Below are 13484 nucleotides of genomic sequence, written 5' to 3'. Positions count from 1 at the left end.
GTCAGCTTAAACTGTGCCTGCCTTGTATTAAAAATCGCCGCGTAATCCAAATAATATGGAGCGCTGTCCCTGCATGGAGATATCTTTCAAGAACGAGGCGTGCTCACGTATCTCTTGGTTAAGCAGGTTGTTGGCTTTGGCAAATATCTCTAAATTAAGTTTGGTTGGCAGCTTGTAAGAAACAAGTGCGCTTACGTTAATATAGCCATCTGTTTTCAATTCACTCTCGGCGGTATGCGTTTGTGCAAACGCCTTGAGGACGTCTAATTTTGCTCCCAGTTTATTGCGTTGATACTGTAGCCCTGCACCTAGGCGTAATGGCGCAATTCTCGGTAAATACTTGTCATTACGCAGATCTTTGGCATGCACATAATCACCAAGCAAATTAAGGCTTACGCTATCCGTCAGGCCGAATTTGGCTTCGCTTTCAAACCCTTTAAACACGGCGGGTACTGTCATGAATTTGGCTTCTGGTAAGAGTTCGCCGCCAACCGCAATTTCATTGCCGGTTCCAAATAGCCCAATAAAGTTGCTGAATCTAGTGTAATAGGTGCCGATGCTGAATGAGTTTTTCGCATCCTTCCAGCGCAGTTGTGCATCAATGCCATTGGAGCGCTCCTTTTGGAAATTGGCGTTGCCTACTTCAAACTGGCCGGTAGCCATATGTGCACCGTTCGCGTACAGCTCAAAATAACTTGGCGCGCGTTCGTTATGCGAGAAGTTGCCGGTCACTGACCAGTTAGCGTTAATGCTGTAAAGACCACCTAGCCCTGCACTGTTGGGGTTAAAGCTGTTGCGCTGACCTGCGCCGAAGTTTGCGTTATCTTTAGAATCCACCGAGGTGTGACCCAAGCGTCCGCCAAACGTGATTTTGTGCTGACCGATGGCCAATTCTTCATAAAGATACGCTGCATGGTTCTGTGTGTTGACATCGGGGACAAAGGCTTCTTCGCCTAGCGCTTCGAAATTGGTATTGCTGAATTGATAGCCAATGGTGCCATTTAATGCACCAAATGGACGATGGCCTAACTCAATGCTGCTTTCCATGCCACGATTTTTAAATGTAGTGCCTACATTGCCATTTTCTAATTCACGATGTTCGTAATCTGTGTGTGCGGCACGCAGTTTTACACGGTTAATGATGCCGCTTAAATCTGTAAACTCGCTGGCAACATCCCAGCGGTCACTTTTCATATCGATGCGTACGTCTTCTTCAGCCACCACTCCATAATTATTGCGCATGGTGGAGAAAGAGGTGCCGATATAGCCATTTTCAAAAGTGAGGGCTGCACCTAGTGCACCGCCATCGCCATCTGCACTGCTGTTGGCCAATTTTCCACGATTCTCACGTGGAGTGCCATCTTCAGCACTTTTGCGGCGCGAGACTGCATAACCTGGAATATCCAGGTCGTCTGTTTTGCGTGTATAAGCATCGGCATGAATGGCAATCTTGCCGTTTCCCACATCAATGACTGCGGCACCATTCCTAGTGTTGCTGGGGCCGCCAAAGCGTGTTTCAGCACGGCCAGTGGCACCATCTAGCTGCTCTTTAGGAATGCGGTGGTCAATCGCGTTCACTACGCCACCTACGGCACTGCCGCCATACAGTAGCGCAGCTGGCCCACGCACCACATCAATCTGCTCTATGATGAGCGGGTCTACCCCGACTGCATGATCAAAGCTTAAGCTAGAAGCATCTAAAATACTGGTGCCATTTTGCATGATGCGTACGCGCTCACCATCTAATCCGCGAATCACAGGGCGCGAGGCGTTGGGACCAAACTGTGTAGCGCTGACGCCAGGGATGCCGTTGAGGGTTTCGCCTAAAGTGCTTTCTCGCTTTAGCGACAGCTCACGCCCGCTGATTACTGCAACTGGTACTACCAGTTCGTCAGAGGCTACGCCTAATGGGTTGCTGGTGACGGATACTGTGGGTAAGTCGATACCGATATTAGCATCAGCGGCGATGGATGGCGTGGAAAGTGCTGTGGCCACAGCAACAAGCAAGGGTCTAAATGCAAATGCGTTAAGCACTTGCAGGCTAGGGGAGTTGTACATATCAATAACCTCAAAATAAAAGCAAGTAATCAGCAAACGTGGTGGTTTGCTGTCATTTTTAACTTAAATACTTGCGATTTGAGGAGGTGCTCTTGCCGAATACGGGCTGCTTGCGTAAAGCTGAAAGGAGCTTGGCTTGCTGGATGTTGCAATCAAGCCAGGCTGGCTGATTGGGATGATGATTGGGGTTGCTAAGACCCCGCTGGCGATTTTTGCATAGCTAATACATTGGGCGCATTGCTCGGCAACCGTGCTTTTTTGCTGCGATTTTTCACTGGTTTGTGAGTGTTGCGTGCCATTAGTAATGTGGCTAATTTCATGCGTGGCTACACCTATCTGCGTCAATGCAAATAGCAGGGCAAGGCTGAGGTTGACGATGAATTTTTGCAACATAGTTGCGCATTTTAACAGAGTTTTAGTATTTGTTCCGTCAAAAAATAAATGGCAGACGGAGCGCAATCGTTCTTTATCGCAGTATGGGGGAATGTTTGCGATTAGTAGGCAAATAAAAAGCCTTAAAGTTTCCTTTAAGGCTTTTTATCGCGGCATCTCGCGAACCCTTAGGTTAATGAGATACTGGGGGTGCTAATAATGGGGTATTAAGCAAAGTTTGCTGCAGCAAAATCCCAGTTAGCTAAAGAAGTTAAGAATACTTCTACAAATTTAGCACGAGCGTTGCGGTAGTCGATGTAGTAAGCGTGTTCCCAAACGTCGATAGTAAGCAATGCTTTGTCGCCTGTGGTTAATGGTGTGCCAGCCGCGCCCATGTTCACGATATCTACAGAGCCGTCAGCTTTTTTCACTAACCATGTCCAGCCAGAGCCGAAGTTGCCAACTGCAGAAGCTTGAAATGCTTTTTTGAACTCGTCAAATGAGCCCCATTTTGCGTTGATAGCATCAGCCAATGCACCAGTAGGAGCGCCGCCGCCATTAGGCTTCATGCTGCTCCAGAAAAATGTGTGGTTCCAGATTTGTGCTGAGTTGTTGTAAATGCCAGCTGAAGATTTCTTGATGATTTCTTCTAGGCTTAAGTTTTCAAACTCTGTACCTTTGATCAGGTTGTTCAGGTTGGTCACGTAAGTTTGGTGATGTTTGCCGTAGTGGTATTCGATAGTCTCTACTGAGATGTGTGGCACTAACGCGTCTTGTGCGTACGGTAAAGCTGGTAATTGATGTTCCATGATAGTCCTTTGTTCGTAAGTTAACGTCTAAACCGTTATTTTGCCATAATAACAGTGTAAATTAGTAGGGTATTGTCGAATTTGACTATTTTTTCTTGGCCCTGGGATGGGCGTTATCATAGACTTTAGCCAGATGCTGGAAGTCCAGATGCGTATACACTTGCGTGGTGCTGATGTTGGCGTGGCCGAGCATCTCCTGAACCGCACGCAGGTCTTGACTGGATTGCAGCACATGGCTGGCAAAGCTGTGGCGTAACATATGCGGATGAAGATTGGAGTCTGCGCCTTGTTTAATTGCCCATGCTTTCACTCGATATTGCACCGCGCGTGGGGTGATTCTTTTCCCCTGTTGGGTGATAAACACCGCCTGTTTATTGGTTTCGGCGGTTGGAATGAGCGCACGTGCCTGTAGCCACTTTTGCATGGCTTCTGCCGCGTGGCTGCCTAACGGCACGATGCGGGTTTTGTTGCCCTTGCCGATGACTTCTACGGTGCCATCGGTAAAATCCAGGCGGTCAATATCCAAGTTTACCAGTTCAGCCAGGCGTAAGCCTGAGGAGTAAAACAGTTCCAGTATGGCATGGTCTCTAAGATCCAGCGTGCCCCCACCTTGAATATCAACGAAGTTCACTGCTTGGTCTACCGATAGCGCTTGCGGCAGTGTCTTGGCTGCTTTAGGCGCGCGCAATCCATGCACTGGGTTTTGTGTATAGCCGTGGTGGTGAATTAAGTAATCATAAAACCCTCGCCAGGCAGAAAGAGCTCTGGCTATGCTTTTGCTACTGAGCTCACGTGCGTGCAGTTTGCCAATAAAACGCCTGATTTGCGCATGGCTTATCGTTTGTAAATCAGCAGCTTCGGCGAGAGACTCCAGCAGTGAAATATCTCGCCTATAGTTTATGCAGGTAAGCTGGCTAAGGCCGCGTTCAAATGTCAGGTGCTGAATATATGCGTCTAGATGCAGCATCTATGTGCGGCTATTTATAGATTTAAGGCAAATAAATGATTGAGCAGAGCAGTCGCCACTAGCTCGCCGATATGTTCCAGATACATGGTGCCCATGCCGGCTTTGAATCTATCCTTGTCTGACGAACCTAGAATTAGTACGCCAAACGGGCGCTGGTCTGCGGCTATTTTACCTAACGGGATAATCACAAATGACTGCAGTTTGCTGTCAACCAAGTCACCCATTACTTCAGGTTTTGCACCACAGTAAGGTTGCGTTAGCGACATGACCCACTCGTTGAAGGCGTCGCTAACGTGGGTAAATACTGCATCTTGGATAATTGCACTATTGCTTGGTTTTACCCAGATGCGGATAAGGGGTTCCGTCACGGCGAAATCTAGTTTTAATGTTTCTGCAATCAGTGTCTGCAGCGCGCTGAAGCTTTGTTGATTCAGTAATTTGACACTAAGCTTGTGCACTTTGGCGCTGGTGGCATCATTTTCTTCTGCATGCACAATCATTTGCGCCATCATGGCTTCAATCACACGAATTTTATCGCGCTGCGCTATTTGCTGGCGCTCCGTGAGTGAGATGACGCCACTGCCGTGCGGGTTAGGCAGGGTTATTTCTGTGAGTAACGTAGCGTTTTTTTCAAAAAAACTAGGATGGTTACGCAGGTAGTCTTTTACATCCTCTGCAGAAATTGCCTCATGCTGATTGCTTGTCATTATTGGTCTTTCTTTAAATTTTATTAATTAGATCGCATTTGGTTTAGATAGCGTCTAAATCTATCTCACCGGTAAATACAGTGACGGCCGGGCCTGTCATCATCACGGGTGTATCTGCGCCTTGCCATGCGATGCTCAACTCACCGCCACGCGCTGAGACTTTAACCGGAGAGCTTAGGCGACCGGATTGAATGCCAGTAACCGCGGCGGCACAGGCTCCGGTACCGCAGGCCAGTGTTTCACCTGAGCCGCGCTCAAACACTCTAAGCTTAATATGGTGCTCGTCCATGACTTGCATAAAACCAACGTTGACACGTTCAGGGAAGCGAGGGTGGTGTTCAATTGCACTACCTAATGGGAGTACTGGGGCGGTTTCAACATCATCTACCGTCAGTACTGCGTGTGGGTTGCCCATAGAGACTGCGGCAATATTGAACGCTTGATCATTCACTTCCAGCGCATAGTGCGTGGCGGCAGACGCTGCCACAAACGGAATTGCGTCAGGTTTAAATCTAGGTGCGCCCATATTCACGGTGACCAGGCCGTGATCTTCTAGTTTCGGGGTGATAATGCCGCTGGCAGTTTCAACGCTAATTTCACGCTGCTGGGTCAAACCTTGGTCAACGACAAAGCGTACAAAGCAGCGCGCGCCGTTGCCGCACTGTGAAACCTCGCTGCCATCGGCATTAAAAATGCGGTATTTAAAATCCGCTACTGCGGATGATTCAACCAGCAGCAGTTGATCAAAGCCTATGCCAAATTGACGGTTGGCGAGCTTTTTAATGGTGTCTGCACTGAGGGAGATGGATTGTGTGACGCCATCGATGACCATGAAGTCATTACCGGCGCCTTGCATTTTTGTAAATTTAATCATATTAGCCATGTGTTTATTGTAATGAGAATGCATATTTAGCGGTGAAAAAATCGCAGTTTAATATGTAAAACAGTCAGTTTTAAACGCTAGCTCAGTATGCTGCGTGTGTTGATCATGTTTTTAATGCGTGTTGCGTGTGTGGATTTGCCGTTGGCTATCTTCGCACCGGGTTAATGGTGTTAATGAACCAATTCTATTTTTGACTATCAGATGCGGTTGGTAATGTGTTGATAATTAGTAATTTTTTTTGATGTAATGACTAATTCAGGTACAATTCACCTCCCCAATACTTGCTTCAGCCTTTAGTAAGTATCTTAATAAACTTTTTTCTTTCCAAGGCAGATGAATGAGCGAATACCTTTTTACTTCAGAATCAGTATCTGAAGGCCATCCAGACAAATTAGCAGACCAAGTATCAGACAGTATTCTGGATGCTATCCTGGCACAAGATCCAACTGCGCGTGTAGCGGCTGAAACTTTAGCGAACACCGGTTTGGTTGTGTTAGCGGGTGAAATTACGACAACAGCGAATGTTGATTATATTAAAGTGGCACGTGATGCGATTAAGCGCATTGGTTACGACAATACTGAATACGGTATCGATTATAAAGGTTGTGCTGTGCTGGTGGCTTATGACAAGCAATCACCAGACATTGCACAGGGTGTGGATGGTGCGCATGATGACCCACTAGACCAAGGTGCGGGTGACCAAGGCTTGATGTTCGGCTATGCGGTAGATGAAACGCCCCAATTGATGCCGTTGCCAATCTGGTTGAGTCACCGATTGATGGAGCGTCAAGCGCAATTGCGTAAAGATGGCCGTCTGCCATGGTTGCGTCCAGATGCGAAGTCACAAGTGACTGTGCAGTATGTCGATGGCAAACCATATAAAATCGACACCGTGTTAGTGTCAACCCAGCATGCACCTGAGATGAGTTTAGAAGCCGTACGTGAGGCGACGATTGAGGAAATCATCAAGCCTATGTTGCCTAAAGAGTTAATCAAAGGCGATATCAAGTTTCTGGTGAACCCTACCGGCCGTTTTGTAGTGGGTGGCCCGCAAGGTGATTGCGGCTTAACCGGCCGCAAGATTATTGTGGATACCTACGGCGGCGCAGCACCGCATGGTGGTGGCGCATTCTCGGGTAAGGATCCATCTAAAGTTGATCGTAGTGCTGCTTACGCAGGTCGCTACGTTGCCAAAAACATTGTGGCGGCAGGTTTAGCGTCGCGCTGCCTAGTGCAGGTGAGCTATGCGATTGGTGTTGCTAAACCAACTAGCGTAATGGTAGAAACTTACGGTACAGGTAAGGTTTCCAACGAAGTGCTGACACAGTTGGTGTTGGAGCACTTTGATTTGCGTCCAAAAGGCATCGTGCAGATGCTGGACTTGTTGCGCCCGATTTACAGTAAAACCGCGGCTTACGGTCATTTTGGTCGTGACGAGCCTGAGTTTACGTGGGAAGCTACGGATAAGGCGGCTGCATTGCGAGCTGCTGCTGGTTTGTAGTTAGCGACGCTGCATAAAGCTTCTGATGCAAACCCCATTATGCAAATGCATAATGGGGTTTTTTGTTCACAAAAAATCCTTTATTCGCTTTAATTCAATACTAAGTTTAGGGGTAATAGTTCAATGTAATTTATTCATTCTAGGTATAATATCAATAACTAATTGATCGTTATCACATGTTAAAAATCGTTTCTACAAAGCAAGTGCGTTTGGGTATGTTTATCCATGAATTAAAAGGTTCGTGGATAGATCATCCTTTTTGGAAAAAAGCATTTAAATTAGAAGATTCCACTGATTTAAAGAAATTGCAAGCTAGTTCAATTAAAGAAGTGGTTATTGATACATCTAAAGGTTTGGATGTCTTGCATGAAGTGGAAGCGCTTCCTGTAGAGGTGAAAGATCATGAAAATCTACCCCCCAACCAGTTGCAGCAAGCTCCTGTAGAGACTGATTCTTCTGTTAAGCCCATCTCCAAGGTTAAGCGCATTACTTCCTCAGAGGAGCGTGCGCGCGCTAAGCAGGTGATCTCTGCTTCAAAAAAAGCCGTAACGTCAATGTTTAATGATGTGCGAATGGGCAAAGCTATTCGTGCTGAAGCTGCGATGCAGTTTGTGGATGATATTGCAGAGTCAGTAGCAAGGAATGAAGGCGCGTTAATTAGTTTGGTTAGACTTAAAACCAAAGACGATTACACTTATATGCATTCAGTGGCAGTGTGTGCGTTGATGGTTGCGCTGGCAAAAGAGCTTGGAATGTCCGAGCAGCACGTCAAGCAAGCTGGGTTAGCTGGGCTGTTGCATGATATCGGTAAAGCAGCTGTTCCTTTAGATGTGCTTAATAAACCGGGCGCATTAACTGATGACGAGTTTACATTGGTGAAGCTGCATCCGGAACGCGGTCATGAATTGTTGGTTCAAGCCAATATTACAGATGCTGTTACGCTAGATGTGTGTTTGCATCATCATGAAAAAGTAAATGGTACAGGTTATCCACATCGTCTGCAGGGTGACGAGATTACTCTCTTCGCAAGAATGGGGGCAGTCTGTGACGTTTATGATGCGGTTACTTCAAACAGGCCGTATAAAGATGGTTGGGAGCCAGGTGTGTCCTTGCAACGTATGGCTCAGTGGGCGGGGCACTTTGATGATGTTGTGTTCAAGGCCTTCGTGAAAAGTGTGGGTATTTATCCTATAGGCTCTATGGTGAAACTGAAGTCAGGGCGATTGGCTGTAGTGATAGACCAAAGCCCTAAATCTTTATTGACGCCGATTGTGAAAGTATTCTTTTCAACAAAATCTAAAACAAGATTGCCTGTTGAAGTGATAGATCTCTCTAAGGGAGGTGCTAATGATGCGATTGTTGGTCACGAAGATCCCGTGTTTTGGGGTGTGCACGACGTCGATAAGTTATGGGCTGAGTAGCTTGTAAATCTTTATATGAAACAAATGGTTGCGAATTCTTAATTGCGCTAAAAATAATATCAAGTATAATGGCTTTACTTCTGAGGGGCGTTGCGAGGCGTGTTAACCATACAGGCTCCCAGGCTCAGAACTTTGCAGTAAACGACGCTCACCAATATTAACCGTGCCGGGCACGGGATATGGGTGAGATAGATTATCTTCCGCTACACCCCCTTCCCCCCGGTCACACATTCAAGGAAAACACATGAATACTGTGACTGCTGATTTTAAAAATATAGCCAACGATTACGTTATTGCCGACATCAATTTAGCCGCTTTTGGCCGTAAAGAAATTGCGATTGCTGAAACAGAAATGCCAGGTTTGATGGCGATTCGCGAAGAGTTCGCAAAAGCACAGCCGCTGAAAGGCGCGCGCATTACCGGTAGTTTGCACATGACGATTCAAACCGCGGTGCTGATTGAAACCTTAAAAGACTTAGGCGCGGACGTGCGCTGGGCATCTTGCAATATCTACTCTACACAAGACCATGCTGCTGCAGCGATTGCTGCTGGCGGCACACCAGTGTTTGCAGTGAAAGGTGAAACATTAGCTGAATACTGGGATTACACACATCGCATCTTTGAATGGACAGATGGTGGCTACAGCAACATGATTCTGGATGATGGCGGCGATGCTACTTTGCTGTTGCATCTAGGTACACGTGCTGAAAAAGACTTGTCTGTGATTGCTAACCCTACTTCAGAAGAAGAAACCTGTTTGTTTGCCGCGATTAAAGCTAAATTAGCAACAGACGCAAGCTGGTACTCAACACGTTTGGCGCAAATTAAAGGCGTGACTGAAGAAACAACAACTGGTGTGCACCGTCTGTATCAAATGCATAAAGAAGGCAAGTTGGCGTTCCCAGCGATTAACGTTAACGACTCTGTGACTAAATCTAAATTTGATAACTTGTATGGCTGTCGTGAGTCTTTAGTAGATGCAATCAAACGCGCAACCGATGTGATGGTGGCTGGCAAGATTGCTATCGTTGCCGGTTATGGCGATGTAGGTAAGGGTTCTGCTCAAGCTTTACGTGCACTTTCAGCCCAAGTTTGGGTAACAGAAATTGACCCAATCTGTGCATTGCAGGCAGCGATGGAAGGCTACCGTGTGGTAACTATGGATTATGCGGCTGAGCACGGTGACATTTTTGTAACTGCAACTGGCAACTATCATGTGATTACCCATGACCACATGGCGAAAATGAAAGACCAAGCGATTGTTTGTAACATTGGTCACTTTGACAATGAAATTGATGTTGCTTCACTGGAAAAGTACACTTGGGATGAAATCAAGCCGCAAGTTGACCATGTGATTTTCCCAGATGGTAAAAAAATCATTCTGCTGGCAAAAGGTCGTTTAGTGAACTTAGGTTGCGGTACTGGTCACCCAAGTTATGTGATGAGTTCATCATTTGCTAACCAAACTATCGCGCAAATTGAGTTGTTTACCCAAACCAGTAAATACCCAGTAGGCGTATATACTTTGCCTAAACATCTTGATGAAAAAGTGGCGGTATTACAATTGAAGAAATTGAATGCACAATTGTCTGTACTCACCGACGAGCAAGCTGCTTATATTGGCGTGCAAAAGCAAGGTCCATTTAAGCCTGATACTTACCGCTACTAAGTAAGTCTGGGCTTAACGGCTAAAGTATAAAGGAGCAGTCGCATGAAATTGCTATTGGGGTGGGTGCTAAATGCACTGGCATTATTAGCGGTGGCTTATTTGCTGCCCAATATTCATGTGGCAAGCTTCTTGAGTGCTTTGCTGGCGTCTTTCATCATCGGTCTGGTCAATATCCTGATTCGACCCTTGCTGATTTTGCTGACGCTGCCCATTACTGTGCTCACATTGGGGCTATTTATTTTAGTGATTAATGGGGTTCTGTTCTATTTTGTTGGGCAGTCATTACAGGGCTTTCATGTGGATACCTTAATGGCAGGTGTACTAGGCGCATTGCTGTACAGCGTGTTCTCATGGCTACTGGCCGCGCTATTAATTGATGATAAATAATCACGAAGAAATATATATAAAGACATACAAATGAAGACGACTACTAAAAAGTTTGATGTTAGTTTCGAGTTTTTCCCGCCTAAAACGACTGAAGGTATGGATAAATTACGCGAAACGCGTAGCCAGCTTGCAAAGTTTAATCCTGAGTTTTATTCCGTCACCTTTGGTGCGGGTGGCTCTACGCGTGATAGAACCATGGATACTGTGCTGGAAATTCAGCGTGAAGGCTTTCAGGCTGCACCACATATCTCCGGCATCTCATCCAGTAAGTCGGAAATTCGAGACTTATTGCAAGCTTACCAAACGCAAGGCATTAAACGTTTGGTGGCGCTACGCGGCGATATTCCTTCAGGTGAGGTGAGTGCTGGTGATTTCCGTTATGCCTCTGAGCTGGTGGCATTTATTCGAGAGGAAACCGGCAGCCACTTTAGTGTTGAAGTTGCCGCTTATCCAGAGTTTCATCCAGAGGCGCGTACACCTGCCGCAGACTTGCAGAACTTGAAGCGCAAGGTGGCTGCAGGTGCAAACTCTGCCATTACGCAATATTTTTATAATGCAGATGCTTATTTCCGCTTTGTTGATCAGTGCGATGCATTAGGCATTAACGTGCCTATCGTGCCAGGTATTATGCCTATTTACAATATTACCCAGTTGGCGCGCTTTTCAAGTGTGTGCGGTGCTGAAATTCCGCGTTGGTTAAAAATGCGTTTAGAAGAGTACGGCGACGATATGGCATCACTAAGAGCATTTGGTGTAGATGTGGTGAGTGAGTTGTGCGAAACCCTGCTGGCTTGGGGTGTACCTAGCTTGCACTTCTATACGTTGAATCAATCTAATATCATCAGCAATATTATCGAGAACGTTCAGGAATAAGCGGTTGAGCGCTTTCCCCTAGCTAGTTGGGGTAGCGTATAAGGACTTGCTCGCCATGCTGGGCTCTTGGCATGGCGAGTTGTTCTGAGTTAGTACAAAATCTAAGCAGTAAAAGCCGCTGTATCAAGTGACTCTAATTAAGAGTCGCTATATTCAGTGCAGTGTAGGCTTTTTTTCATTCAGCAATACATCTTCAATAAACAAATACTCTTTAGTTTTATCCGGACCAGTCTTGCTGGCACCCCATGTGGTCATGAGCACGATCCAGCGCATTTCCTCAATCCCTATCATGGCTTGCGGAACGTTCATGGCAAGTTCCAGTACTAGTTCTCGCTGTGAAGTGTTGAGGATGTTGGCTTGTACCAAGAATAAAATAAAAGCGATGCTTTCGGCAGATATCTTTTTTAGCTCTATTTCGGTAAATATGCGGCTATTGGCAGCATCTGCCATTTGAAATAGCTCTGGCTTGCCGGTCATGGATTCTAACTGATTGAACCAATCGCAAGCACCGTTAATATCTTCTTCGTCAAACCCTGCGGCAAATAACTCTCGGGTGAGAGTGTTGTTGTCGGGTCTGTATTGTGTGTCAATGTAGTTTTCGAACATATAAACCAAGGCTTCAAACATGATTTTTATCCTTATTAATGATTCACTTAATGAATGACTCACGTACTAATGATTCATTTAGGCGAAATGGTTTAATTAAATTTTTGAATTAAAAACTACATAATTTTTTGATATTGCCCTCCTGTTAAGCTGGCAACTTTGCCATCAAGCTCCAGTAACATTAGCATGGATGAAACTTCAGCCACCGTCAAGCCTGTCAGCGTGACTAGGCGCTCTAAAGGTGCTGGGTCAAAGCCCATGGTGTCGAGCAGCAATTGCTCAGATGAGGCGATTTCTCTATCTTGAGATGCTGATGCCTTGGATATTAAGGTGTTGCTGCGAGGCTGCAGTTTGAGCTCTTCCGTAATATCTTGTATGCAATCCACCAGTTTGGCGCCTTGCTTGATGAGCTGGTGGCAGCCCTTAGACATGGGCGAATGGATTGAGCCTGGAATGGCAAAAATTTCACGGCCTTGCTCTGCAGCCATGCGCGCGGTAATTTGTGAGCCGCTCTGTATGTTGGCTTCTACTACCAAACAGCCCAAACTTAGGCCGCTAATGATGCGATTTCTTTTGGGAAAGTTTTGTGGCTTGGATGGCGTGCCCAATGCAAACTCAGACAAAAGTAAGCCGTGTTCCGCAATTTGGTGAGCAAGTTCGCGGTGTTTTGCCGGGTACACAATGTCCAGCCCGGTGCCGACTACGGCAATGGTTGCGCCGCCGGCCTTAAGTGCGCCTCTGTGGGCTGCACCATCTATGCCAAGTGCCAAGCCACTGACGATGCACAGCCCGTGCTGGCACAGGTCATAAGCGAACGCTTCTGCGTTTTTTTCACCTTGTACGGATGCATTGCGGCTGCCTACGATGGCGATGCTGGGTTGATTCAGGAGCGCCAAATTACCTTTTGCGTATAGATAAGGTGGTGGGTCGCTGATTTCTAAGAGTGCACGTGGATATTCGTGGTCTGCAAGCGTGATCAGATGGTTGTTGGCTCCAGCCAGCCATTGCGTGAACTCTGCAGCGGGTTCTTGGTTGGCACCATTACTAATTGCATTAGCAATGGTGGCTGAAACGACTTCTTTTAACTGCGAGAGGCTGGCGGCATAGATATTGTAGGGACTACCAAAGGCTCTCAGTAACTGGCAAAAGGTCTGTGGCCCTATACCGGAAATGCTGCCCAAGCTCACCCATAGCGACTTTTCCGCAACTTCTTCGCGACTGATAGTCATGC

13 protein-coding genes and 1 riboswitch are annotated in these 13484 nt (G+C 46.5%); of the genes, 5 read left to right on the top strand and 8 right to left on the bottom strand.

Annotated features, from left to right (window positions below; genetic code table 11):
• Positions 1-27: 27 nt before the first annotated feature.
• From MMOL_RS11120 to dapF, 6 genes are all read right to left on the bottom strand, one after another.
• The gene (locus MMOL_RS11120; protein WP_015833135.1) at positions 28-2058 is read right to left on the bottom strand and encodes a TonB-dependent receptor; all 2031 of its coding nucleotides are present in this window, start codon (positions 2056-2058) and stop codon (positions 28-30) included.
• 63 nt (positions 2059-2121) lie between these two features.
• Complete coding sequence (locus MMOL_RS11115; protein ID WP_049764496.1) at positions 2122-2451, bottom strand: hypothetical protein; 330 nt, start codon at positions 2449-2451, stop codon at positions 2122-2124.
• A 206-nt stretch (positions 2452-2657) separates the two neighbouring features.
• A complete protein-coding gene (locus tag MMOL_RS11110) occupies positions 2658-3239 on the bottom strand; it encodes a superoxide dismutase (RefSeq protein ID WP_015833134.1) in 582 nt (193 codons plus the stop codon).
• Between the two features lie 85 nt (positions 3240-3324).
• Positions 3325-4206, bottom strand: a complete 882-nt coding sequence (gene xerC, locus MMOL_RS11105; protein WP_015833133.1) for a tyrosine recombinase XerC — start codon at positions 4204-4206, stop codon at positions 3325-3327.
• Positions 4207-4220: 14 nt separating this feature from the next.
• Positions 4221-4913, bottom strand: coding sequence for a DUF484 family protein (locus MMOL_RS11100; RefSeq protein WP_015833132.1), 693 nt, complete (start codon positions 4911-4913; stop codon positions 4221-4223).
• 43 nt (positions 4914-4956) lie between these two features.
• Positions 4957-5796, bottom strand: a complete 840-nt coding sequence (dapF, locus tag MMOL_RS11095) for a diaminopimelate epimerase (RefSeq protein WP_015833131.1) — start codon at positions 5794-5796, stop codon at positions 4957-4959.
• A 337-nt stretch (positions 5797-6133) separates the two neighbouring features.
• On the opposite strand from dapF, the gene metK reads away from it, so the two are divergent.
• The 5 genes from metK to metF all read left to right on the top strand — a co-directional run bounded on the left by metK (position 6134) and on the right by metF (position 11647).
• Complete coding sequence (gene metK, locus MMOL_RS11090) at positions 6134-7297, top strand: methionine adenosyltransferase (protein ID WP_015833130.1); 1164 nt, start codon at positions 6134-6136, stop codon at positions 7295-7297.
• A 176-nt stretch (positions 7298-7473) separates the two neighbouring features.
• Positions 7474-8718, top strand: a complete 1245-nt coding sequence (locus MMOL_RS11085) for a cyclic di-GMP phosphodiesterase (RefSeq protein ID WP_015833129.1) — start codon at positions 7474-7476, stop codon at positions 8716-8718.
• 76 nt (positions 8719-8794) lie between these two features.
• Positions 8795-8875: riboswitch (S-adenosyl-L-homocysteine riboswitch) on the top strand.
• 87 nt (positions 8876-8962) lie between these two features.
• The gene (gene ahcY / locus MMOL_RS11080) at positions 8963-10387 is read left to right on the top strand and encodes an adenosylhomocysteinase (RefSeq protein ID WP_015833128.1); all 1425 of its coding nucleotides are present in this window, start codon (positions 8963-8965) and stop codon (positions 10385-10387) included.
• A gap of 42 nt (positions 10388-10429) precedes the next feature.
• Entirely contained in the window at positions 10430-10774 is a 345-nt protein-coding gene (locus tag MMOL_RS11075; RefSeq protein ID WP_015833127.1) for a phage holin family protein, read from the top strand.
• A gap of 30 nt (positions 10775-10804) precedes the next feature.
• Entirely contained in the window at positions 10805-11647 is an 843-nt protein-coding gene (metF, locus tag MMOL_RS11070; protein WP_015833126.1) for a methylenetetrahydrofolate reductase [NAD(P)H], read from the top strand.
• Positions 11648-11800: 153 nt separating this feature from the next.
• Here the strand turns inward: metF and MMOL_RS11065 are convergent, their stop codons facing one another.
• Both MMOL_RS11065 and dprA read right to left on the bottom strand, forming a co-directional pair.
• Positions 11801-12274 (bottom strand): Smg family protein, encoded by a 474-nt coding sequence (locus tag MMOL_RS11065; RefSeq protein WP_015833125.1) that lies wholly within the window; start codon positions 12272-12274, stop codon positions 11801-11803.
• A gap of 95 nt (positions 12275-12369) precedes the next feature.
• A complete protein-coding gene (dprA, locus tag MMOL_RS11060; protein WP_015833124.1) occupies positions 12370-13482 on the bottom strand; it encodes a DNA-processing protein DprA in 1113 nt (370 codons plus the stop codon).
• Positions 13483-13484: the final 2 nt, after the last annotated feature.

It is taken from the genome of Methylotenera mobilis JLW8, assembly GCF_000023705.1.
In the GTDB taxonomy this organism is placed as follows: Bacteria; Pseudomonadota; Gammaproteobacteria; order Burkholderiales; family Methylophilaceae; genus Methylotenera; species Methylotenera mobilis.
Note: the sequence above shows the minus strand (reverse complement) of the source record. Positions and strands in the feature narration are given on the sequence as shown.

Bases quoted from the DNA above. Each gene is read 5' to 3' on its own strand.
- ahcY (WP_015833128.1), top strand. From the start codon at position 8,963: ATGAATACTGTGACTGCTGATTTTAAAAATATAGCCAACGATTACGTT.
- dapF (WP_015833131.1), bottom strand. From the start codon at position 5,796: ATGGCTAATATGATTAAATTTACAAAAATGCAAGGCGCCGGTAATGAC.
- MMOL_RS11110 (WP_015833134.1), bottom strand. From the start codon at position 3,239: ATGGAACATCAATTACCAGCTTTACCGTACGCACAAGACGCGTTAGTG.
- dprA (WP_015833124.1), bottom strand. From the start codon at position 13,482: ATGACTATCAGTCGCGAAGAAGTTGCGGAAAAGTCGCTATGGGTGAGC.
- xerC (WP_015833133.1), bottom strand. From the start codon at position 4,206: ATGCTGCATCTAGACGCATATATTCAGCACCTGACATTTGAACGCGGC.
- MMOL_RS11115 (WP_049764496.1), bottom strand. From the start codon at position 2,451: ATGTTGCAAAAATTCATCGTCAACCTCAGCCTTGCCCTGCTATTTGCA.
- MMOL_RS11065 (WP_015833125.1), bottom strand. From the start codon at position 12,274: ATGTTTGAAGCCTTGGTTTATATGTTCGAAAACTACATTGACACACAA.
- MMOL_RS11075 (WP_015833127.1), top strand. From the start codon at position 10,430: ATGAAATTGCTATTGGGGTGGGTGCTAAATGCACTGGCATTATTAGCG.
- metF (WP_015833126.1), top strand. From the start codon at position 10,805: ATGAAGACGACTACTAAAAAGTTTGATGTTAGTTTCGAGTTTTTCCCG.
- metK (WP_015833130.1), top strand. From the start codon at position 6,134: ATGAGCGAATACCTTTTTACTTCAGAATCAGTATCTGAAGGCCATCCA.
- MMOL_RS11085 (WP_015833129.1), top strand. From the start codon at position 7,474: ATGTTAAAAATCGTTTCTACAAAGCAAGTGCGTTTGGGTATGTTTATC.
- MMOL_RS11100 (WP_015833132.1), bottom strand. From the start codon at position 4,913: ATGACAAGCAATCAGCATGAGGCAATTTCTGCAGAGGATGTAAAAGAC.
- MMOL_RS11120 (WP_015833135.1), bottom strand. From the start codon at position 2,058: ATGTACAACTCCCCTAGCCTGCAAGTGCTTAACGCATTTGCATTTAGA.